General features: G+C 46.1%; 20 protein-coding genes. All 20 read right to left on the reverse strand.

What is annotated here, in order from left to right; translation table 11 throughout:
* The 20 genes from yfmF to rbfA all read right to left on the reverse strand — a co-directional run bounded on the left by yfmF (position 1) and on the right by rbfA (position 22,752).
* A complete protein-coding gene (yfmF, locus tag G9G53_RS10870) occupies positions 1-1,281 on the reverse strand; it encodes an EF-P 5-aminopentanol modification-associated protein YfmF (RefSeq protein ID WP_029517037.1) in 1,281 nt (426 codons plus the stop codon).
* Between the two features lie 160 nt (positions 1,282-1,441).
* Complete coding sequence (gene sleB / locus G9G53_RS10875; RefSeq protein ID WP_165147550.1) at positions 1,442-2,293, reverse strand: spore cortex-lytic enzyme; 852 nt, start codon at positions 2,291-2,293, stop codon at positions 1,442-1,444.
* A 225-nt stretch (positions 2,294-2,518) separates the two neighbouring features.
* Positions 2,519-5,191, reverse strand: coding sequence for an FtsK/SpoIIIE family DNA translocase (locus tag G9G53_RS10880; RefSeq protein ID WP_165147553.1), 2,673 nt, complete (start codon positions 5,189-5,191; stop codon positions 2,519-2,521).
* Positions 5,192-5,294: 103 nt separating this feature from the next.
* Positions 5,295-5,507, reverse strand: a complete 213-nt coding sequence (locus G9G53_RS10885; RefSeq protein WP_023988229.1) for a YlzJ-like family protein — start codon at positions 5,505-5,507, stop codon at positions 5,295-5,297.
* Entirely contained in the window at positions 5,504-6,352 is an 849-nt protein-coding gene (locus G9G53_RS10890) for a ClpP family protease (protein ID WP_029517034.1), read from the reverse strand. Before G9G53_RS10890 ends, G9G53_RS10885 begins: the two co-directional genes overlap by 4 nt.
* Before the next feature lie 229 nt (positions 6,353-6,581).
* Entirely contained in the window at positions 6,582-8,261 is a 1,680-nt protein-coding gene (locus G9G53_RS10895) for a ribonuclease J (protein ID WP_013309942.1), read from the reverse strand.
* A gap of 349 nt (positions 8,262-8,610) precedes the next feature.
* Positions 8,611-9,492: a 4-hydroxy-tetrahydrodipicolinate synthase gene (gene dapA / locus G9G53_RS10900; protein ID WP_165147556.1), complete on the reverse strand. Its 882-nt coding sequence runs from the start codon at positions 9,490-9,492 to the stop codon at positions 8,611-8,613.
* Between the two features lie 39 nt (positions 9,493-9,531).
* The gene (dapG, locus tag G9G53_RS10905; RefSeq protein WP_069011410.1) at positions 9,532-10,749 is read right to left on the reverse strand and encodes an aspartate kinase; all 1,218 of its coding nucleotides are present in this window, start codon (positions 10,747-10,749) and stop codon (positions 9,532-9,534) included.
* Positions 10,750-10,772: 23 nt separating this feature from the next.
* Positions 10,773-11,810, reverse strand: a complete 1,038-nt coding sequence (locus G9G53_RS10910; RefSeq protein ID WP_013309939.1) for an aspartate-semialdehyde dehydrogenase — start codon at positions 11,808-11,810, stop codon at positions 10,773-10,775.
* A gap of 134 nt (positions 11,811-11,944) precedes the next feature.
* Positions 11,945-12,538: a dipicolinate synthase subunit B gene (locus G9G53_RS10915; RefSeq protein ID WP_029517031.1), complete on the reverse strand. Its 594-nt coding sequence runs from the start codon at positions 12,536-12,538 to the stop codon at positions 11,945-11,947.
* Positions 12,535-13,434, reverse strand: coding sequence for a dipicolinate synthase subunit DpsA (dpsA, locus tag G9G53_RS10920; RefSeq protein WP_029517030.1), 900 nt, complete (start codon positions 13,432-13,434; stop codon positions 12,535-12,537). The genes G9G53_RS10915 and dpsA overlap by 4 nt, the downstream gene beginning before the upstream one ends.
* A 186-nt stretch (positions 13,435-13,620) precedes the next feature.
* Positions 13,621-14,067, reverse strand: a complete 447-nt coding sequence (gene dut, locus G9G53_RS10925; RefSeq protein WP_013309936.1) for a dUTP diphosphatase — start codon at positions 14,065-14,067, stop codon at positions 13,621-13,623.
* Positions 14,045-15,310, reverse strand: a complete 1,266-nt coding sequence (locus tag G9G53_RS10930; protein ID WP_023988223.1) for a M16 family metallopeptidase — start codon at positions 15,308-15,310, stop codon at positions 14,045-14,047. Before G9G53_RS10930 ends, dut begins: the two co-directional genes overlap by 23 nt.
* A gap of 66 nt (positions 15,311-15,376) precedes the next feature.
* On the reverse strand, positions 15,377-16,381 hold the full coding sequence (locus G9G53_RS10935) for a polysaccharide deacetylase family protein (RefSeq protein ID WP_185156352.1): 1,005 nt from the start codon (positions 16,379-16,381) through the stop codon (positions 15,377-15,379).
* Positions 16,382-16,610: 229 nt separating this feature from the next.
* Complete coding sequence (gene pnp / locus G9G53_RS10940) at positions 16,611-18,713, reverse strand: polyribonucleotide nucleotidyltransferase (protein WP_039274655.1); 2,103 nt, start codon at positions 18,711-18,713, stop codon at positions 16,611-16,613.
* Positions 18,714-18,927: 214 nt separating this feature from the next.
* Positions 18,928-19,197 carry a 30S ribosomal protein S15 gene (rpsO, locus tag G9G53_RS10945; protein WP_007430074.1) on the reverse strand — a complete coding sequence of 90 codons (270 nt, stop codon included), beginning with the start codon at positions 19,195-19,197 and terminating at the stop codon, positions 18,928-18,930.
* A 132-nt stretch (positions 19,198-19,329) separates the two neighbouring features.
* On the reverse strand, positions 19,330-20,268 hold the full coding sequence (locus G9G53_RS10950; protein ID WP_165147559.1) for a bifunctional riboflavin kinase/FAD synthetase: 939 nt from the start codon (positions 20,266-20,268) through the stop codon (positions 19,330-19,332).
* A 169-nt stretch (positions 20,269-20,437) separates the two neighbouring features.
* Positions 20,438-21,376 carry a tRNA pseudouridine(55) synthase TruB gene (truB, locus tag G9G53_RS10955; protein WP_165147562.1) on the reverse strand — a complete coding sequence of 313 codons (939 nt, stop codon included), beginning with the start codon at positions 21,374-21,376 and terminating at the stop codon, positions 20,438-20,440.
* A complete protein-coding gene (locus G9G53_RS10960; RefSeq protein WP_165147565.1) occupies positions 21,373-22,350 on the reverse strand; it encodes a DHH family phosphoesterase in 978 nt (325 codons plus the stop codon). Before G9G53_RS10960 ends, truB begins: the two co-directional genes overlap by 4 nt.
* Before the next feature lie 51 nt (positions 22,351-22,401).
* On the reverse strand, positions 22,402-22,752 hold the full coding sequence (rbfA, locus tag G9G53_RS10965) for a 30S ribosome-binding factor RbfA (protein ID WP_010346342.1): 351 nt from the start codon (positions 22,750-22,752) through the stop codon (positions 22,402-22,404).
* Positions 22,753-22,770: the final 18 nt, after the last annotated feature.

Here is a 22,770-nt window from a genome sequence, read left to right on the forward strand (position 1 = left end):
TTATTCCCCTTTCTGGTCTCTCAAGAAATAAATAGTGTCCAGTCGGAACGTCCGGGCGGCATCCTGAACATCCTGCACCTTGACTGCCTCCACCTGACTCAGCAGCTCATCTACCGTCCGCTCTTTACCGGAAAGCTGTCTGTTAAAATCATAGGCGATCATCTCAAAAGCGGAATCCTGCATCTCCTTCAGCAAGTTGCGAATCATCGCCTGCGTTTGGGTCATTTCCAGCTCAGTAATCGCTCCGTTTTGCGTATCTTCCAGTTGCTTGCGGATAATAGTAACCGCTTTTTCATAATTAGGAATTTCAATACCAGATTGAATCGTACCAATCCCTTTATGCCCGTCATATCGCGATGAAGCGTAATACGCCAAACTTTCCTTTTCCCTTACATTAACGAACAGCTTTGAATGCGGATACCCGCCCAGAATGCCATTGTACATCAGAGCGGATGCATAGCGATCGTCACCATACGTAATAGGGGTCCGCAATCCCATGTTGAGCTTGCCCTGGTTCACATCAAGACGCTCTACAACAGTTTGAACATCACGCTCTACCGACTTGGGCTGTTCCGGAACATACCCTGCTTCCGCTGAACGGTTCAATTGAAAATAGCGATCAACAAACTTCTCAACTTCTTCTAGCGTCGTATCTCCCACAACGTATAAATCCATGCTGGCATGATTCAGCCATTCTCCATAAGCCTCATACAAGCTCTGTGCATCTATACTGTCCAGATCAGATCGTTGACCAAGAGGGTGCAGACGATAAGGCTCATCTTTGCACATTTCCTCCATGCAGCGCTCACCAGCATAACGTATTTTATCGTTAACTATAGATTCCAGCTTCTTGCGCACATTTTCTCGTTCCTGCTGAACGTATCCAGTTTGAAATGCATCATTTTCCAATGCAGGCTTCGTCAGCACTTCTCCAAGGAAAGCAAACGAACGATCCAGCAAACTATCCGGACTGTTTACAAAGCTGTCATTAATCGTATCCATGCGAAATTGCACGATCTGATAATCTCCACGTTTATACACATCGAATCCGAAACCTGCGCCATACAATTGCTCTAACTGTTCTCTGAATTGTGTAGTCTGCGGATACGATTCTGTACCCCGGCGCAGAACGAAAGGTACCAGCCCCACTCGAGTTACGGTTTCCTCCCGTAGCGGAGTGCCTACATACAATGATATAGCAAACGTCTTAAAGCGCTTGGTTGGCAGTACATGAATCCTCAGTTGTCTGCGTGTGCCACGCTCGAAACCTGTTTTGTTCAAGTCCAAAACTCCTTTGTGACGTCAATTGGCGTCTAGCCTTTGATTAGCATTAGCTGCTGTAAATCGTCCTCCTGTAAAGAGGTAAAGTGTACCAATCTTTATTCTAACCATGCAAAAGCCAAGAAGCAACCGGAGACAAGCTCCCGGCTGCTTCGGCGTTTTACATGCAAAAAATATGTTCCCCGATGGTTTTCACCTGCGGACGGGTCCAAATCCATTTGGAGGTGGCTGTTTTTGGATTAAAATAATAGAGACATCCTCCGCTTGGGTCCCAGCCGTTCAGCGCCTGTCGTACTGCCTTCTGTGCAGTTTCATTCGGCGTAAGCCAGATTTGTCCGTCTGCTACAGCTGTAAAGGCCCCCGGCTGGAAAACCACCCCAGATGGTGTATTTGGAAAACTAGGTGACTTAACCCTGTTCAAAATAACCGCTGCCACGGCAACCTGCCCTTCAAAGGGCTCGCCACGGGATTCACCGTAGACCGCATTAGCCAAAATCTTAAGATCGTTTGCAGATAGTCCCATGGTGTTGGCCGATCCCATCGTTTCATCTTTTTGATCCGCTTTATCATTATTGTCCGCTGTGTGTCCCTGAGCGGAACCTTGATTGTTACGATGCATAGGAGTTTCCGTTGGTTTCCAGTTAGGGGTAGCATTCACCAGCTTTAATTTCGTCTTTGCTCCGACCACTCCATCGGGACGGATACCAAATTCCTTTTGAAAACCTTTAACAGCTTTTAGTGTACTGCTGCCAAAATGGCTGTCCACTTTCCCGCCAAAAAAGCCCAGCAACTTCAAACGTGATTGCAACTCATATACATCCTGACCGTAAGATCCAAAATCAACCGCTCCCGAGCTGAATGTCGGCTCGGAAGGTTGCGCCGCTTGTACTTTCTGCTGTGTGCTGGACGGCTCTGCTTGCTGCTGTGCAGAGTCATTTTTAAAAAGTCCTGTGTACGTAATAGCCGAGGCTGCGAGGATACCCGTGCAAATCCAGACCATTGTCTTTTTCATATGCTGCGCTCTACCTTTCTTTTGTGGGATTAACAGGATGGCTACGTTTATTATGACAAGCTCCGCTTAAAGCTATTCACCCTTTTAATCTTCTTTCAGCAGGTAGTCGCCACACCTCAAAAATACATCATAAAAAACGCTGTTTGTGCACTTGGAGTTGTCATTTTAGAACAACTACCTTGCGAACGAACAGCGTTTTAATGTAGTGCTGGATAGAGATAATGCTTAGGAACTAACTTTATTTTGCTGATATTGCTCCATTGAGATAAGAACCTCACGGGGCTTGCTGCCCTCGTAAGGGCCGATGACTCCGCGAGCTTCCATGGAGTCAATCAGTCGAGCAGCACGTGTATAACCGATCCGCATACGGCGCTGAAGGAGCGAAACGGAAGCTTGTTTAGCCTCTAAAATGATGTTGACAGCCTGATCGTACAGCTCATCCAGCATTTCATCTGCATCAGCCGATACCTCTTCCACCTCCGGCACTAGCGTCTCATCATACTGCGCTTCACCCTGTTCACGTACGTAGTTAACAATATTTTCGACTTCTTGATCGCTCATGAACGCTCCCTGAACGCGGACTGGTTTAGAAGCACCCATTGGCATGAAAAGCATATCACCACGTCCGAGCAGCTTCTCGGCTCCACCCATATCCAATATAGTACGGGAATCTACCTGCGAGGAAACGCCGAAGGCAATACGTGAAGGAATATTGGCTTTAATTACCCCGGTAATTACGTCAACCGAAGGTCTTTGCGTTGCAATGATAAGGTGGATGCCTGCTGCGCGCGCCATTTGGGCAAGTCGTGCAATCGCATCCTCCACATCTCCCGCAGCTACCATCATTAAATCTGCCAACTCGTCCACAATAACGACGATGTAAGGCAGAAATGCATCCGGGTTATCTTTCATCAAATTATTGTATCCCTCAATATTACGGGTTCCTGATTTGGAAAATAACTCATACCTTTTTTCCATTTCAACTACAATTTTCTTCAATGCAAGTGAGGCACGCTTTGGATCAGTCACGACCGGAGCCAACAAATGTGGGATTCCGTTGTACACGTTCAACTCCACCATTTTAGGATCGACCATCAAAAATTTGACCTCATCCGGCTTTGCTTTGTACAAAATACTCGTGATGATCCCATTGATACACACTGATTTACCCGAACCTGTTGCCCCAGCTACAAGCAGATGGGGCATCTTGGCCAAATTACCGACAATCGTCTGTCCTGCAATATCACGTCCGAATGCAATAGACAAGCTGGAAGCTGACTCCTGGAAAACGGTTGTCTCCATTACCTCACGCATCGTTACAATGGAAACTTCATTATTCGGAACCTCAATTCCGATAGCAGATTTGCCAGGAATTGGAGCCTCCATACGGATATCTTTGGCAGCAAGCGCAAGCGCAATGTCATCCGTCAGACTCACAATACGGCTGACCTTCACTCCAATGTCCGGCTGAATTTCATAACGTGTTACGGCAGGGCCACGGACAACCTCCAGCACCTTCGCCCGCACACCGAAGCTTTCCAGCGTTGCTTCCAGTTTGCGTGCCGTTTGCATATAATCCTTTTGTCCCATACCTTTGCCTGCATTTTGTGGTTTAGCAAGCAAACGAAACGATGGTAGCTTGTACGGTTTAGGCGGCGGCGGAGCCGGGATAGCTGTATGGGTACCTTCAACCTCTTCGCCTGCCACCCCAGTTGCAATCGTCTGAGCTTGTCCCTGAGCACCTTCTAATGTCCCCTGGATCGTAGTCGAATCATCCATATCCTTATTCGCATTGGCACCCACAAAGTCATCATCCAGGGGTTCGTCAATAACGGAAGTCGTCTGCTCTGCCGCTGTCAGGGACTCTCCAAATTCAGCTTCCGTTCTTCTTTCCTCATGCTTTACTTGTTCGAAGAAATCCCTAATAATCGGCGACCTTTTTACCGGAATTGCAGCTTCCTGCTCAGCGTGTTCGACTACGTCAGACAGCTCTTCACTCTGGTTGCCGTTTCTCCACTGGGCCTGCGCGTCCTCAGCTTCATATGGAAAATCATGATCATCCTCATCGACGGAATGCTCTTCCTTGTCCGCTTTATCTGAATTCTTAAGACCAAACAACTGAAAGAAAATCGGTTGTTTGCGTGCAGGAGGCTGCATTTCGTCAAAGTCATCATCCATGTCTTCCTCATAGGCAGGAATCGGCTCAGACTTGATCTTTCTATTTCCATTACCTTTGCTAGATGCCGAAAGCGGAGTAGCTTTACCAGTCCATTTTTTGCGCACACTTCCCCCAGCTGCTAGCAGCTTGGTCTTTACAATCCGCACCAAATCCACATAGGATAGTTGGGTCATCAGCATGAAACAAATGACGAACATAACAATCATGATCAGTTTAGCTCCCGTGAGACCAAACAACCACAACAGAACAGTAAGCTGCAACGCGCCTACGTAACCCCCGCTGATATCCTTGTTCAGCATTGAGGAATGGCCCTGCTGATCAGGCGACAGCAACTGCTCGCGCATATCTATATGTATCTGGGTCATCACTCCGCCCGGCTGAAGCGCGTTGATCGGCCCCAAACGCTGCTCCATAGATGAAATAGAACTCATAAGTGTAAAGGCAAATACCAACAGGAGCAAACCCGTTTTACGCGAGTTCCACTGGTTCGGCCACTTGCGGTGAATCATCACCATCAGACCATAATAAATGCCAATCAGAGGGATAACAAAATAGAATTTCCCCAATACGAGCCCAAACATCTTGGATAGCGACCGACCAACTGCCGCTTCACCCGACAACGCAATGACCGCTAATGTAATCAGCACAATGCCGTAAATTTCAAATTTTAGAACTCCGCCAAATGCGGCTTTCTTTGTTCTTTTTCTTCTTCTGGACATACAAGGTCACCCCCCAGAAGAATATTATACCACGTCACCTGGTATCCGCACATATGTTCTTTTTCAGCAGTAAATGACCGATTTCTATACTATTCGACACCTTCTACGACCATTCGATGACTTGACCGGGTCCATAACGCGGATTCAGGTAGGCTTCCAGCGGGCAGTCCAACAACCGTACAATGATCCCCCGACGACTTTCAAGCGGCTGTACCTGCATAAGTAGACCGTCTACTCGAACCTCTGCAAGCTCCTCAGCCTCTTTCCACATCCCTTGCCACACCATTTCCATTGGCATTACAGTATATAATGTCATTGAGATAGCTCCCCGCTATGCTCCCCTGACAGTGTCTCTGTAGGAGTTCCTGTGGCACTGGGAATAAAAGGAGCATACGGAGCCTGCTGTTGGATCCCAGCGTTCCCGTTTTGCTGACGCCGCGTTTCAATAATGGTGTTCAGCTGTTTTAAAGCCTCTCCGATCCCTCCAACCGCGTCCATCAATCCATACTTCACTGCATCGGCTCCCCCAACCGCTGTACCAATATCGCGGTTTAACTCACCGGTTTTAAACATCAATTCCTTAAACTGCTCTTCTGTAATACGAGAATGAGAAACGACAAAGCGTACGACACGCTCCTGCATTTTTTCCATATATTCAAAAGTCTGTGGGACTCCAATGACCAGGCCGCTCATACGAATAGGATGAATGGTCATCGTCGCACTCTCCGCAATGTAGGAATAAGTGGAAGACACAGCAATCGGCACACCGATGCTATGCCCCCCGCCTATCACAATGGTCACCGTTGGTTTACTCATCGATGCGATCATTTCAGCAATAGCCAGTCCTGCCTCTACATCACCACCAACTGTATTCAGCAAAATCATTAATCCTTCGATACGAGGATTTTGTTCTGCCGCTACCAGTTGGGGAATAATGTGCTCATATTTTGTCGTTTTGTTTTGAGGCGGTAAAATGAGATGCCCTTCAATCTGACCGATAATCGTCATGCAAAAAATATTGGACTCGCCTCCAGGCATGGAGGTTTGACCCAGTTGCTGCAAAGCCTCCATAGCAGGTAACGCGGGTCTTTGCCCAATTTCTGGTTGATCTGGCGTTTCCGTTTCCTCGTTGCCAGATGATAGATTGCTGTATTGTTCCATATGGGTGATCTTCCTTTCGCTTTACGCATCTATATGACCCGTAGTCACCCTATAGTATGGGATGTAAATGGAATATTTTATACCTACCCCCATGCTTTTCCTTGCCCTGAAAAATCAAAAAAGCCTCTCCTTCCGCGGAAACCGTCCAATATTTCCTGCGGGAAGAGAGGCGACTGTGTGCCTGTGACTTAAGTTTTTAATTCAGGTTTTTGAACAAATTTCAATTGAATCACACTTCCATTATAATTGGCAGGATCATCGGTCTGCGACGAGTTTGCTCATACAAGAAGCGACCCAGTGCATCCTTGACATTTGTCTTGAGGGAAGCCCATTCATTTACATTTTCACTCATGAGCTTATGCAGTGTACTTGAGACAATACGATTCGCTTCATCGAGCAAACCTTCCGATTCACGGACATAAACGAAACCGCGGGAAATGATATCTGGACCCGATTTAATCGTTCCGTCTTGCTTGCTCAGCGTGACAACCACCACCAAAATACCGTCCTGTGACAGCAATTTACGGTCGCGCAATACGATATTTCCTACATCCCCTACGCCTAGTCCATCAATCAGTACGTTACCTGCTGTAACTTTACCAGCTCTGCGTGCTCCGCCATTCTGAATTTCAATGACTTCACCGATATCCGTGATGAAGATATTTTCAGGCTCAATACCTACGCCTTCAGCAAGAAGGGCGTGACGACGTTGCATTCTGAACTCACCATGAATTGGCAAGAAGAACTTTGGTTTCATCAGATTCAGCATCAGCTTAAGTTCTTCCTGGCTTCCGTGTCCAGAAACGTGAATACCTGGATTAGCTGCGCTGTAATATACATTGGCACCCAGACGGAACAGTTCATCAATTGTGCGTCCAACGTATTTTTCATTACCCGGTACCGGAGTAGCTGCAATGATGACTGAATCCCCTGGAAGAATGTCAACCTTTCGATGTGTGGAACGAGCCATTCTTGTCAAAGCGGACATCGGTTCGCCCTGACTGCCTGTGCAGAGAATAACTACACGGTCCGCTGACATTTTGCCAACTTCTTCAGGCTCAATCAGCATTCCATCCGGAATTTCCAAATAGCCCAAGTCCGAAGCAATGCCTACGACATTAACCATGCTTCGACCAATAACTGTTACTTTACGTCCCGTTGCTTCAGCAGCATTAATTACCTGCTGAATACGATGTACGTTAGAAGCAAAAGTGGCTACGACCACACGCTGTCTCGACTTGCGGAAAATGTCTTCCAGCACAATACCAACGCTCTTTTCCGAAGGTGTAAAGCCCGGTTTCTCGGCATTCGTACTGTCTGACAAAAGAGCCAGTACGCCACGTGTGCCAATTTCAGCCATACGCTGCAAATCTGCATATTGTCCGTTCACCGGAGTATGGTCAAATTTGAAGTCACCTGTATGAACAACAGCGCCTTCAGGAGTATCAATACATACACCTACAGAATCTGGAATACTATGGTTGGTTCTGAAGAAGGTTGCTTTTAGTGTGGAACCCAGCTTGATTTCGGAATCAGCATTGATCAAAATACGTTTGGTTTCACCAAGCAGATTCGCTTCCTTCAGCTTGTTTTCCACCAATCCCAGCGTCAATTTGGTACCATATACTGGTACATTCAAATGTTTCAACACGTAAGGCAAACCGCCGATATGGTCCTCGTGACCATGAGTCAGCACAATGCCTCTTACTTTGTCGCGGTTCTCTGTAAGGTAGGAAATATCAGGAATAACGATATCAATGCCCAGCATGTCCTCTTCCGGGAATTTCAGACCGGAATCCACCACGACAATGTCATTGCCGTATTGAACGACATACATATTTTTCCCGATTTCACCGACGCCGCCCAAAGCGAAAATCATCAATTTATCGTTGTTTGTTTTTTTAGACAAATGAATCTAAACCTCCTATGGTAGTTGGACGTCGTACCTTGATTTGTTATTTAATTTTCAAAAAAATACCGCACCCAGTCACTTGACCCCATTATACATGATTAAAATACGAAAAAACAAGTCATCCTGTTCGTTACGCTAGGTTTCCCATTGCCGTCTCAAACCATTAGTATCTGTCATTTTATCTATATGCATGGTTAAAAGCACAGCAAAAAGGACGTCCTATAAGAACGTCCTTCATGCTGGAGGACCTTGTCAGACAATAAACTCTATCGGTTTTGTACCTACCGACTGCCCTTAACAAGGTTACTCCTTAGTATTAATTAATATCCTACATTCCTATTTGTCTTTAGCGGGTAAATAATTTCTTAATAAATTCCGCTTCATCCTCAGTTGGAGGAATGAGCGGCAACCGAACCGAACCAACCCTAATCCCCCGTAATTCCAATGCATATTTTACTGCCACTGGATTAGGCAGAGGATGAGGACAGCCAAACAAACCCTTGAAAATCGGGAACAACTGCTGATGCAACTTTGCTGCCTCCTGCGAGTGTCCTCCTACAAGTGAATCGATCATCTGCTTCATTTCAGCACCTACCACATGGCTCGCTACGCTGATAATACCATAAGCACCTACAGCCATAGCAGGCAACCCAGAAGCATCATCCCCGGAATAAACCAGAAAACCCTCTGGCGCTGCCGCTGCAATCTGTGTAACCTGCGCAAGTGATGCACATTCTTTGGTTCCCACAATATTTGGAATTTGTGCAAGACGCAGCGTTGTTTCAGCTGTTAGACTCGCTCCAGTACGGCTTGGAACATTATACAGTATAGCTGGAAGGGATGTGGAGTTTGCAATACTTTCGAAATGCTGATACATCCCTTCCTGATTCGGTTTATTATAATATGGCACTACCAGTAGAACACCATCTGCTCCTGCCTGCTCCGCGGCACGGGTAAGATGAATGGAGTGACGCGTATTGTTGCTGCCAGTCCCGGCAATAATTTCACATCGTCCAGCTGCTTTTTCTACAACAAAAGCAAACAACTTGATTTTCTCATCATCGCTCAGGGTAGGAGACTCTCCTGTTGTTCCAGATACAACAAGTGACTCTGAATGCTGTTCTTCTATTAAATAATCAATCAACGAGGACAATGCAGTCCAGTCAATCTCTCCTTGCTGATCAAAAGGTGTCACCATCGCGGTAATCAATCTGCCGAAGTTCACCATGCTGCCTCCTTTTTGCAAATCCGAGCACGGACCATGCACCTATTGATGGAGTTCAAATTTATTATGCAATGCGCGTACAGCCTGCACCATATCTTCTTTTTTAACAAGTACCCAGATCGTCGTGTTGGAATCTGCGGATTGAAGGATCTGTACGTCTGATTCTGCCAATGCCTCCACAATCGTCGCCATAATGCCCGGTACCCCGTTGATACCACCGCCTATGACAGAAACTTTAGCACATCCCGCCAGTATCTTAGGTTCTAGACCCAAACCGTTCAATACTTCAACCGCTTTGCTTCCATCATAATCGAACACAGTATAAACTGCCCCCGATGGCGTTACATTAATAAAATCAACGCTGATTCCATGTTCAGCCATAGATTTGAACACTTGTAGTTGCAAGTGCTCCATACCCGGCTTTAATTCAACATTAATCTGAGTGACATTGCCAACATACGCAATACCGGTCACGAAACGGTCTACGATGTCTGCCTGCACGTCTTTAAAGCCTTCCGGATGGGTAACTAACGTACCTTCTCCTTCGGAGAAGGTAGAGCGAACACGGACCGGGATATTAGCCTGCATGGCGATTTCAACAGCACGAGGATGGATAACCTTTGCTCCCTGATGAGCCATATTACAAATCTCCGTATAGCTAACATGTGTAAGCGGCTTTGCGTTTTCCACAATGCGCGGATCGGCGGTCAATATACCATTCACATCCGTATAAATATCAACCATATCCGCATGTAGAGCAGCACCTAGAGCAGTAGCTGACGTATCGCTGCCTCCCCGACCCAAGGTAGTCATATCACCGTCTGCTGTTTGTCCCTGAAAACCTGTCACAATGACTACTCTGCCTTGGTTCAACTCTTCAACAACACGGTCTGGCTTTATATCCAAAATACGAGCATTGCCGTATTGATCATCCGTAATAAAGCCCGCCTGTGCCCCAGTTAGCACTGTAGCAGGAATACCTTCCTTCTCCATCAGGCTGCATAATGTAGCAGCAGAAATAATTTCACCACAGCACAGCAATAAATCCCGTTCGCGCTTTGGCAGACTGTCGCCGTTAGACACCGCCCAATCCAGCAGCGTGTCGGTGGCATAAGGCTCTCCTTTTCTCCCCATGGCCGACACAACAACAACCAATTGAAGATTTTGTTCCAGCTCCCTCTTCACATGTGCCAACACAAGTTTACGTGCTTCAGGTGTGGAAAGCGAGGTTCCTCCAAATTTTTGCACCAAAATACCCATTATTTTTCCCCCATATTGGAACGTTACTCCGCGTTTGCAGCAATAATTTCCGCGATTTGCACTGCGTTCCATGCCGCTCCTTTGAGCAGATTGTCGGATACGACCCACAAATTCAATCCACGGCTATTGCCCAAATCACGGCGTACACGCCCCACAAATACGTCAGGTTTTCCTGCAGCTTCAGATGCCAGTGGATAAAGCTGAGCAGCAGGATCGTCCACTAGCGTTACTCCCGGTGCTGAAGCCAGCAAATTACGGATTTCTTCTAAATCATAATCTTTTTTAAGTTCTACATATACAGATTCCGAGTGACCATATACAACAGGAATACGTACACACGTTGCTGTTACGTCCACCGATTCGTCACCCAGTATTTTTTTCGTTTCACGTACCATTTTCATTTCTTCCAGTGTATAACCATTGTCCTGGAATTTATCAATTTGCGGAATAGCATTGAAAGCAATCTGATGTTTTACTGGCAACGAGCCTACTGGCAACAGATCAGGCTGAACTTCATCACCGTTAAGAATCGCTGCGCTTTGACGATTCAATTCATCAATAGCTCGGCTTCCAGCCCCGGAAACGGCCTGGTATGTGGATACTATGATACGAGAAATGCCATACTGATCATATAATGGTTTCAAAGCAGCTACCATCTGAATGGTGGAGCAGTTCGGGTTCGCAATAATGCCTTGATGCTCGGCAATTTTGTCGCTGTTCACCTCAGGCACTACAAGAGGAGCTGTCGGATCCATTCGGAATGCATTGGTGTTGTCAATACAAACTGCCCCATGACGAACAGCATGCGGCGCCAATTCCTTACTTACGTCTCCACCTGCACTAAACAAAGCAATGTCGATTCCCTCAAAGCTGTCGGGGGTAGCAATCTCTACTGGAATTTGCTGACCTTTAAAGCTAATTAACGTGCCGGCAGAACGAGGCGAAGAAAGAAATTTGATTTTGTCCACAGGAAAATCCCGTTTTTCCAGCAGATTTACGATCTGTTCTCCTACAGCGCCTGTTGCTCCAACGACAGCTACATTAAACTTTCTATTGCTCATCTGGTATATCTCCCCTTCTCGACTAAAAAACCATTTTTTATTCTGAAAGCATCCACCGCCAACAAGAAATTAGACCCGATACAATATCGAATCATCTTCTAGGCGAGGGATGCTCAGCAGTTAACTATAATACTTCATGGGGTCTTGCGTTCCACAATCATCGGCTGAAGCTGTTTGCCCTGTAATGCTTCATAAGCAGCCTCCGGAATCAACTCCATGTTAGCTACAAGCGAGTTCGGCTTTTTAACTGGATTGTCCTGTCCGAACGGTACAAAAAAGATATTTTTGGCTACGAGTAATTTGGCGATATTGGCAGCATTTAGGCCCAGTCCATCATTAGTAGATATGGCTAAAAGAAGTGGACGGCCGTTGCGCAATTGCGCCTTGGCAGCCATCAAAACCGGACTGTCTGTCATCGCATTCGCTAACTTACTCATCGAATTCCCCGTCAAAGGTGCAATCACCAGCACATCGAGTATTTGGGAGGGACCCAGTGGCTCAGCCTCCACAATTGTAGAAATGATATCATTCCCTGTTATATCTTTCAACTGTTTTTGCCAACTTTGCGAAGTACCAAAGCGAGTATCCGTTGTTAGCACTGTATTGGATATAATAGGGACGACCTTTGCACCCTCATCAACAAAGCGCTGTATAACAGGCATTACCTCTTCAAATGTGCAATGTGAGCCTGTAATTGCATAACCTACTGTTTTCCCTTGCCAACTCATTGTGCATCCCCCCGATCAGGATTATCTTCCATTAACAACTGCACCAGCGTATTCGCTATAATGGCACCAGCAGTTTTGGGAGCAACAATACCGGGAAGACCAGGGGCAAGCATAGCCTTGATTCCACGCTTTTCCGCATAACGGAAATCACATCCGCCCGGGGCGGAAGCAAGATCTATAATCACGGTGCTCAATGGCAATTTAGACAGGATTTGCGCTGTGATAATCATAGAGGGTATCGTATTAAAAATCAAGTCAACTCCCTTTGTCTCATGCGCTAAATCCCTTGTCATAAAAGGCTTCCAACCCATTTCCACGGCTCTCGCTGCATCCTCTGCCCGCCGTACTCCAACCTTCACTCTAGCTCCCAATCCCTGTAGTGCCCTTGCCATGGTAAATCCAGTCCGTCCCATGCCTAGAACCATACAATCTGCACCGTGAATCGTAAAATCAGTATGCTGAATGGCCATCATCAGTGCGCCTTCGGCCGTAGGTATAGAGTTGTATATGGCCACATCATCTCGCTCCAGCAGCTCTACCAGCTTCAACTCATGTCTGGTACAAATTTCTTTTAAGTACGTCCGCGCCATTCCTGTATATACAATACAATGAGGTGGAAGAGCAGCAGCATGCTCATTCAGGAACTGAAGCTTCTGTGCTCCGAAAAGTGCATTTACGTTGCCTTCCTCATCGCATCCCACCACCGGCAAAATCAATGCATCTGACGATTCCAGCAGCTTGACAGACAGTGGTTCTAGTGTCACTCCTTTGAGTGGTACTTCAAGCTTGTCAAAACCGACCACACTGACGGTAGCATCCATGTCCACACATTTACGGATTACCTCAAGCTGCCTCGCATCGCCACCCAAAACAACGACGCGTATTCCTGTTAGCATCCGGATCACTCCTTTCCGAGACACGATATGCTTTTAGTCTATGCGAGTGCCCGGAAAGGGGTGAAAAAACACAAAAAAAAAGCCGCCTCTTTATGAGGCGACCTTTATATGCATACATGCTCTTAAGCAAGTAAATTCGAAGCTTTTACAAAATAGATATTCGTACATTTTAAACCAACCATCGCCTCAGCGTCCTGTATGACCAAAGCCTCCAGCACCACGCACTGTTTCAGATAATTGGTCTACTTGTTTCAGCTCTACCTCAGGTACAACTTGAAATACCATTTGTGCAATTCGCTCATTGCGCGTAATCGTGAATGATTCCTCGCCCAAATTAATAAGAAGTACCTTAATCTCCCCACGATAATCCGCATCAATTGTTCCCGGTGTATTGAGACAAGTAATACCATGCTTAAGAGCCAGTCCACTTCGCGGACGGATCTGTGCCTCCAATCCCGCCGGCATAGCTATTGCAAATCCGGTTGGAACGAGGCAACGCTTGCCGGGTTCCAGTACCAGATTTTCCTGTACTGCTGCATACAAGTCAAACCCTGATGCAAGCTCTGACATTTTGCGGGGCAGCTCAATATCTTCATTGCCCGCGAGTCTGTTAATTTCCACGTAAGTTAACAAAATAGTCCCTCCTCATATCCTTTACCGCTGAATCACTCGCTCCCACCATCGACAGGGCAAACGGCTCCGAGAACATCCGATCCAGCACTTTGTTCACATCATTCGCCGTCACTTGCTCGATATGTTCAATCATTTGATCCAGCGTATAATGCTGACCAAGCATTAATTCATTTTTTCCAAGCCGATTCATCCGGCTACCTGTACTTTCAAGGCTTAAAATCAAACTTCCTTTTAATTGCTCCTTACCTTTACGAAGCTCATTAGCGTCTAAACCGTTGACAGCCACATCTCGTAAAAGCTCCAGAGTCAAATCCAGCACGTCCTTTGTTTGTTTAGGAGCCGTACCTGCATAGATCGTGAACATGCCACTGTCCGCATGGGAGCTATGATAGGAATAGACCGAATAAGCAAGCCCACGCTTTTCCCGAATTTCTTGAAACAAACGTGAACTCATGCCGCCGCCGATCGCGTTATTCAGCAAAACCATAGCATACTGGAGTTCGTCACCCGTTGCAAATCCAGGTAGGGATAAACAAATATGATTTTGCTCCGTTGCTTTCTCATGATACAACAGTTCACCGTTAAACGCAGGTACTGTCAGCGGCGAAACAGTTCCATGATTGTCAAAATGTCCAAAATGTCGCTCCAACAATTCTACCAAGCGATCGTCAACATTACCAGCCACACTGATAACCGTATTGTCGATTGTATAATGTTCCCTCATGTAATGGCTGAGATGTGAGCTATCCATAGCAAGCAGGTGATCTTCGGTTCCGAGAATAGGATAAGCCAGTGGATGTTCACCATAGGCGGCGCGAGATACAAGATCATGCACCATATCATCCGGTGTATCCTCATACATGGAGATTTCCTCCAAAATCACATTCTTCTCTTTTGCCAATTCTTCCTGATCTAGTTTGGAATTAAAAAACATATCAGACAGCACATCAACTGCGATCGGTAGATGCTCATCCAACACTTTGGCATAATAGCATGTATATTCCTTCGAAGTAAAAGCATTAACATTTCCTCCGATGGCATCGAATTGCTCAGCGATTTCCTTAGCGTTAAAACGCTCTGTTCCTTTGAAAAGCATGTGTTCGATAAAATGAGAGATACCGCTATTGTCCGGCGTTTCATTCCGGGAGCCAGTTTTAACCCAGATGCCGAAAGAAACTGAACGCACGGTTGGAATTTTTTCAATGACCACTCTTAGGCCGTTTTTGAGTTGAATTCTTTCCACGATTGGCCCTCCTAAACTGAATTGCATACTTAGCCATAATGTTCAATCCTAACAGAAAAAAGACGTTCACTCAACCGGAACAGGTAGTTGCCGATCAGGGGAAAGCGTCTGACTGACAGTTCCGAGCATAAGTCCCTTACTACGAATGGCATGGATCATGCCTTTGAGAGCAGCCGCTGAGGAATCTGTTGGGTGCATTAATATCAGGGAGCCTGATTCTACCTTACTTCTGATTTTGTTAATCACCGATTCTGGTGACGGATGTTTCCAATCTACTGTGTCCAATGTCCACAACACTGTTTTGAGCCCACTTTCTGCTGCTATATCCACCGTTTGCTGATTAAAATCACCCGAAGGAGGGGCAAACCAGTAATTTTTGATACCCAAAGTTTCTTGGAGAAGTACTTGAGTCTTTTCAATTTCTTGTGTGGCTCTGGCCCGACTCAGACGGCTCATATTCGGATGAGAGTAAGCATGATTTGAAAGCTCATGCCCTCTTTTTTGAATCTCCTTGGCGAGATCAGGATTTTTTTTCAACCAACTTCCATCAAGAAAAAATGTAGCCTTGATCTTTTCCTCATCCAACGTGTTCAGTATCGGCAGGATAAATTCATTCCCCCATGCTACATTGATCATGAAGGAGACCATCGGCTTTTCGGGATTTCCCCTGTATATTGGAACATTACCGAGCTGATTTAAATGTATTTTAGGTGCCAATTGCCGATATACATATTGAATAGGTCGATCCGGAGATGCAATCGCTTTGCGATAGGTAGCATCCAAATCCACCTCCAGCCCGTTATAGCCTGGAATAGCCTTCCATACCCTGTCGATCTTGGCATCAACTGGCTCCCGCCGCTGACGGGCTGCTTCTGTTCTTAGTCGCTGCATAAGCGCATTATCGGGTAAAGCCGCCATCGCCATCGTTGTTTCAACTTTAGGCTCCCCAACTCCTATAACGTCTCCATTGCGTAATTGATCAGCGAAGTCACGAACCCCGCTAAACTGTCCGATTACCAGTGTGATGGCTAAACTGGCTACCACCCACACTGCTCGTTTTGCCCTACTCATAATTCCTTCATCCTCCCGCCCGTTTGTCCACATTGTATGCGACGAGGACAAGAACTATGACGTAGCAAGCTCTAGAAGCTCACTTGGGTGCAGCTTGTGTATATGTATGAAAAAAGAGCCAGAAACGTAGCTCTGCCTCTTTCCAAAAGCTTAAACAATGCTATTCAAATCCCTTGTACTGTTAATACGAAAAGCGACTCCTGTCTTTCTAGTCTGCAACATGCAGGTCCTAGGATTTTGCAGGTGCTTCTGCTGTCAGAACAGCCTTACGGGACAGATTGACACGACCTTGTTGATCAATTTCGGTTACTTTCACCGTAATTGTATCCCCAATAGCAATTACATCTTCAACTTTGGCTACTCGCTCAGTAGACAGTTGAGAAATATGAACCAGACCATCTTTACCTGGTAAAATTTCAACAAATGCACCGAATTTCTCAATCCGTTTTACTGTACCGATGTAAATCTCACCGACCACGACTTCCTTTACGATACCCTCAATAATGGAACGTGCTTTTTCATTCATCTCTTGATTTGTGGAAGCGATGAACACACGACCATCTTGTTCAATATCGATTTTCACGCCGGTTTCTTCGATGATTTTGTTGATGATTTTACCACCAGCTCCAATAACATCACGGATTTTGTCCGGGTTAATGTGCATCGTCATAATTTTTGGAGCATACGGAGACAACTGCTCACGTGGCTTCTGGATCGCTTCCATCATTTTGCTAAGAATGAACAAGCGTCCTTCTTTAGCTTGCTTGAGCGCATCCTGTAAAATCTGGCGGTCAATACCGTTAATTTTAATATCCATTTGAATGGCAGTTACGCCTTCCGCAGTACCAGCAACTTTAAAGTCCATATCGCCCAGGTGATCTTCCATACCTTGGATATCAGTTAATACAGAGACATGATCTCCATCCTTGATCAATCCCATCGCTACACCTGCAACTGGAGCTTTAATTGGTACACCTGCATCCATCATAGCCAATGTACTTGCACAAATACTAGCTTGTGAAGTCGAACCATTCGATTCCAGTACCTCAGAAACCAGACGGATGGTGTATGGAAATTCAGTTTCGGAAGGAATTACTTTGGAAAGCGCACGTTCACCAAGAGCACCATGTCCGATTTCACGACGACCTGGCGCACGCAAAGGACGAGCCTCCCCTACGCTGAATGGCGGGAAATTGTAATGATGCATGAAGCGTTTTGTTTCTTCCAAATCAATACCGTCCAAAATTTGCACATCACCCAATGCACCAAGTGTACAAATGCTAAGTGCTTGCGTTTGACCGCGTGTAAATAAGCCCGAACCATGAGTACGCGGCAAGATGCTAGTGTCGCTTTCAATCGGACGAATTTCGTCAAGCTTACGACCATCAGGACGCACTTTATCATGCGTGATCAGACGACGTACTTCTTCCTTGACGATATCATAGAGAACTTCGCTCACGTCGCTCAAAAGCTCTGGTGTCTCTATGTATTGTGCTTCAAAATGGGCAACTGTCTCTTCGTTGACTGCATCAATCGCCTCTTGACGGGCATGTTTTTCTGCAATTTTAACAGCTTCCATTAAACGTTCAGCTGCATAAGCACGTACTTCACTGTTCACTTTTTCATCAACAGCATGCAGTTTAACCTGCATTTTCTCTTTACCTGCTACTTGCACCAATTGTTCAATGACTGCCACAATGTTCTTAATCTCATCATGACCGAACATAATGGCTTCCAGCATAACTTCCTCTGGAATCTCATTGCCTTCGGCTTCTACCATCATGATGGCATCTTTCGTTCCGGCTACAACCAGGTACATGTCGCTTGCATTCTGCTGTGCAATATCCGGGTTAATCACAAATTGTCCGTCTACACGTCCTACAGCGACTCCACCGATTGGCCCATTAAAAGGTACATCCGAAATGCTAAGTGCTGCCGAGGTTCCGATCATTGCTGCAATTTCAGGTTCGCAATCCTGATCGACACTCATAACCAGGTTCAACACCTGTACATCATTACGGAAACCTTCCGGGAACAATGGGCGAATTGGACGGTCTGTCAAACGGCTGGACAAAATTGCTTTTTGACTCGGACGTCCTTCACGTTTAATAAATCCGCCAGGAATTTTCCCCACAGCATACAATCTTTCCTCATAGTTTACGGTCAGGGGAAAAAAGTCCAAATCTTTCGGTTCACGTGAAGCGGTCACGGTACAAAGCACAACCGTTTCTCCGTAGCTCACTTTAACTGCCGCATTGGCTTGTTTCGCAAGACGTCCTGTTTCCAGCACCAGCTTTCTTCCGCCGAGCTGCATTTCTACGCGTTGCTCCATGGTATCCCTCCATTTCATTTCATTGTAAAAGTTCTATACATATTCAGTATTTCCTGCGCAGGTCTTATTCATAAGAAGCTCGCAGGCAAATCAGGATATGTAATTCAAAAAAAGATTCCTCATTTCAAAAAAGAACCCGGCTGCTGTCCGCCGTCGCCTTAGCAGGGACAAGCGGTGAACAACCAGGCTTCTTTTCTCATTACATGTCTGAAAATTAACGACGCAGTCCGAGACGCTCGATCAACGCACTGTAACGTTTAACATCAGTCTTCTTCAGGTAAGCCAAAAGTTTACGACGCTGACCGACCATTTTCAACAACCCGCGGCGGGAGTGATGGTCTTTCTTGTGCGAACGAAAGTGACTTTGCAAGTTGACGATGTTTTCAGTAAGGATAGCGATTTGTACCTCTGGTGATCCTGTATCGGATTCATGAGTTTTGTACTCCTCGATCAATTGCTGTTTACGCTCTTGAGTCAATGCCATCCTGTTCACCTCCTTCATTATAATCGCCATTAGCCTCGTAGCCGCCGGTGAAAGCGGACAACCAAGCTAAGGTTCATCGTTGTTTACACAACATAAGTCAGTATAACACAGCGCCTGTCTTATGTAAATAAATTAGCCTAACAGCTTTTTAGCCGTTTGTGCGTCATTGCCAATTTGGTCGATCAGCTCATCCACCGAAGAGAATTTGCGTTCAGGACGGATGTAGTGGTGAAGCTCCACAAGTACAGACTCTCCATAAATTTGCTGATTAAAATCAAATAGATGTACCTCAAACGACGGATTCAGCACACCTTCATGGAAAGTAGGCTTAACCCCTACATTCATTACACCGTTTATCCAACGATCACCTACTAGTGCTCGTACAGCGTATACACCCTTGATCGGAATCACGTAAGTATCATTCAGTTTGAGATTAGCGGTCGGAAAACCGATCGTACGTCCACGCTTCTCCCCATCCATTACAGTACCCTGGATACGATAAGGACGTCCCAACCAGCGAGAGGCATGCGCTAGATCCCCAGTCTGTAAAGCACGGCGAATTCCAGAGCTGCTCACCTTGTCCCCATCCAGTTCGAACGGTGGTACGGTGTGCACAGACATCAGCTTTCCCCCCAGCGTCCGAAGTGTATTCTCATGCCCTGCTCCCCGGTGGCCAAACCGAAAATCAAAGCCTACTACCGCTGTTCGAATTTGCAATGGAAGCAGCACGTCGCTCATAAACGCCTCAGGGCTGACCTTGGAAAATTCTTCGTTAAAACTCAAAATATAAAGTACATCCACACCCATATCAGCCAGAATAGTCTGCTTGTCCGCAAGCGGTGTTAAATAACCTTCATAATCGCCTTTTTTCATGACTTCCTTCGGATGAGGGTGAAATGTCATGACAGATACCGGCATTTGCTGTTCACGAGCCAGCGCAACGGCCTCGCGTATCACGCTTGCGTGTCCAAGATGAAGACCATCAAACTGACCGATCGCCGTGACCTGTGTACGTCCCCATTGCTGCAAAAGCTCATCACTCAATGGATAAGATAACGATACGGTAACCATTATTAATTCACCTGCATTTCACATCATTTGACTAACTTCGTCAAAATTATAGCACAATTCAAGGTAAGAAAAACGTCTATCGACGTAATTCACGGAAGCCAGACCACGCCTAGCGGAAGTTTTTCTTGCGATTATAGAATTGTTCAGCTCCCCTGAAAATCTATAAATTCTATAATCTTAAAAAAACTTTAATGGGAGCAATCGCGTCTGATTCATCCCGTCCAAATATGCCTAAAAACGTTTTATCCTCTTTATACAAACGGAAGGGCTGGTTGTCCGTCACAGGTGGTGAAATCATATTCAGCGACAGGCGTTGGCCTTGCAGAGCCGCAGTTACCTTGGCTTCAGCCACAAAATGTTCAGGCATATAGTCAATCGCCTGATCCGTTGTAATAAGTCGCTCTCCAAGACTGCCATCCGCTACGAAACGCTCTATCTCTTCGAAAGTCAGACAACGTTCCGCAGGAATTCCCGCAGACATGGTTCGCTCCAGCTTGACCATCGTAGAAGGATATCCTAATTCACGGCCAATATCAACACATAGTGTACGGATATAAGTACCTTTGGAGCATAAGGCACGAAAAGAAATATCCACATACGCCTCCGTCTCCGCGAATCCCGTCATCTCCAACTCATAAATGCTTACTTCACGGCTTTGGCGCTCAACAGTTTTGCCTTCTCGAGCCAGCTCGTATAGACGTTTGCCGTCCACTTTTAGCGCGGAGTACATTGGAGGCACTTGGGAGATCGTACCAACAAAATGCTTCAGAACCGCTTTGACTTCCACTTCCGTCACCTCTACTGGACGTTCACTTTCTGCCGTAATTTCCCCAGTCAGGTCCTCGGTATCCGTGGCAATGCCTAATCGCAGTGTAGCCCTATATTCCTTGGGCCGCTCTTGCATGTATTCCACTACACGGGTGGCACGTCCCAGACACAAGGGCAAAACACCGGTTACTTGCGGATCAAGCGTTCCAGTGTGTCCGATTCGCTTCATACCTAATAAACGGCGAGCCTTGGCCACCACATCATGAGAGGTAAATCCAGCAGGTTTATAGACAGGTAGAACGCCTTCCCAAGTTGCCTGTTCCTTCTTCATCGAGTTCATAGCTCAGACTTCACCCGCCCTACAACTGTCTTAATGATATCTTCCAGTTTACCCTCTAGCCGACAGCCAGCCGCACGCACATGTCCACCGCCTCCAAATGATTGAGCCAGCGCAGCTACATCTACATTCCCTGCCGATCTCAAGCTGGCCTTGACCGCTTGATCATTAATAACCTTAAAGAAAATGCCTACCTCAACACCACGAATATTTCTTGGGTAATTCACGATGCCTTCCAAGTCCTCATTAACAGCGCCACATTCTGTCATATCGTCAGGTGATACAACGACCCAAGCGACTTTTCCATCCTCCGACATCGTGAGCGTTTGCAATGCTTTTGTCAGCACCTTCATTTGTGGAAAGGTCATCTCTTCGAGCAATTTCTCGGACAAAGATGGACCATCTACACCGTAAGCAAGTAGCTTTGACACCGTAGACATCACTTTCGGTGAAGTGTTGGAGTAGCGGAAACCTCCTGTATCCGTCAGTAACCCTGTATATACAGCCGTTGCTACTTCGACGTCCCATGTTACTGCAAACTCTTCCAGTAGATCAAAAAGAATTTCCGCTGTTGCCGCAGCATCCGACTTAATCACATTAACTGTACCATAAGCATCATTTGTTGGATGATGATCAATATTCAGAATAATGGCATCCTCCGTAAAAAACTGCTCTGTCAAACCAACACGACGGTAATCCGCACAATCTACACAAATGATCCGATTGTATTTCCGTTCTGGCGGTTGCTGGCTCATATCCATAATCTCATCGGCATGCCATAAAAAATCCATGCGCTTGGGAATAGGTCCCTCATTCAGCATGGTAAATTTCTTCCCCAGACATGAGAGAAGCCAGCCCACCGTTACGGTGGAGCTGACTGCGTCTCCGTCCGGCTGTACATGCGATACGATCAGGTAATCATCATGCTCCAGAATAAATTCCTTCGCTTGTTGAAGCGCCTGTTCATAGGTATGCATTGCCTTCTCCTTTACATTCAGTTCATGGTTCCTTCAGACAAACTAAAAGTTTTATTTTTCATCCTTGTCGATATCACTCAGCAGTTTTTCAATTCGACTGCCGTAAGCAATAGATTCGTCAATTTTGAAAATCAACTCAGGAATATGGCGCAGCCGTATCCGTTTGCCGAGTTCAGAACGAAGATAACCGTTCGCTTTGTCCAATGCTTTCAGGGAAGAATTTTTTTGTTCTTCATCCCCGAGCACGCTCAAGTATATTTTCGCTTGGGACAAATCATTTGTAAGATCGACACCCGTTACCGTGATAAAACCGATGCGGGGGTCTTTTAATTCAGTTTGGATGAGTTGGCTTAGCTCCTTCTTGATCTGCTCGCCAACCCGACCTGTACGTATTTTAGCCATGGATGCTCACCTCTCTGC

The sequence above is a fragment of the Paenibacillus sp. EKM206P genome, assembly GCF_011066155.1.
GTDB classification, from domain to species: domain Bacteria; phylum Bacillota; class Bacilli; order Paenibacillales; family Paenibacillaceae; genus Paenibacillus; species Paenibacillus polymyxa_D.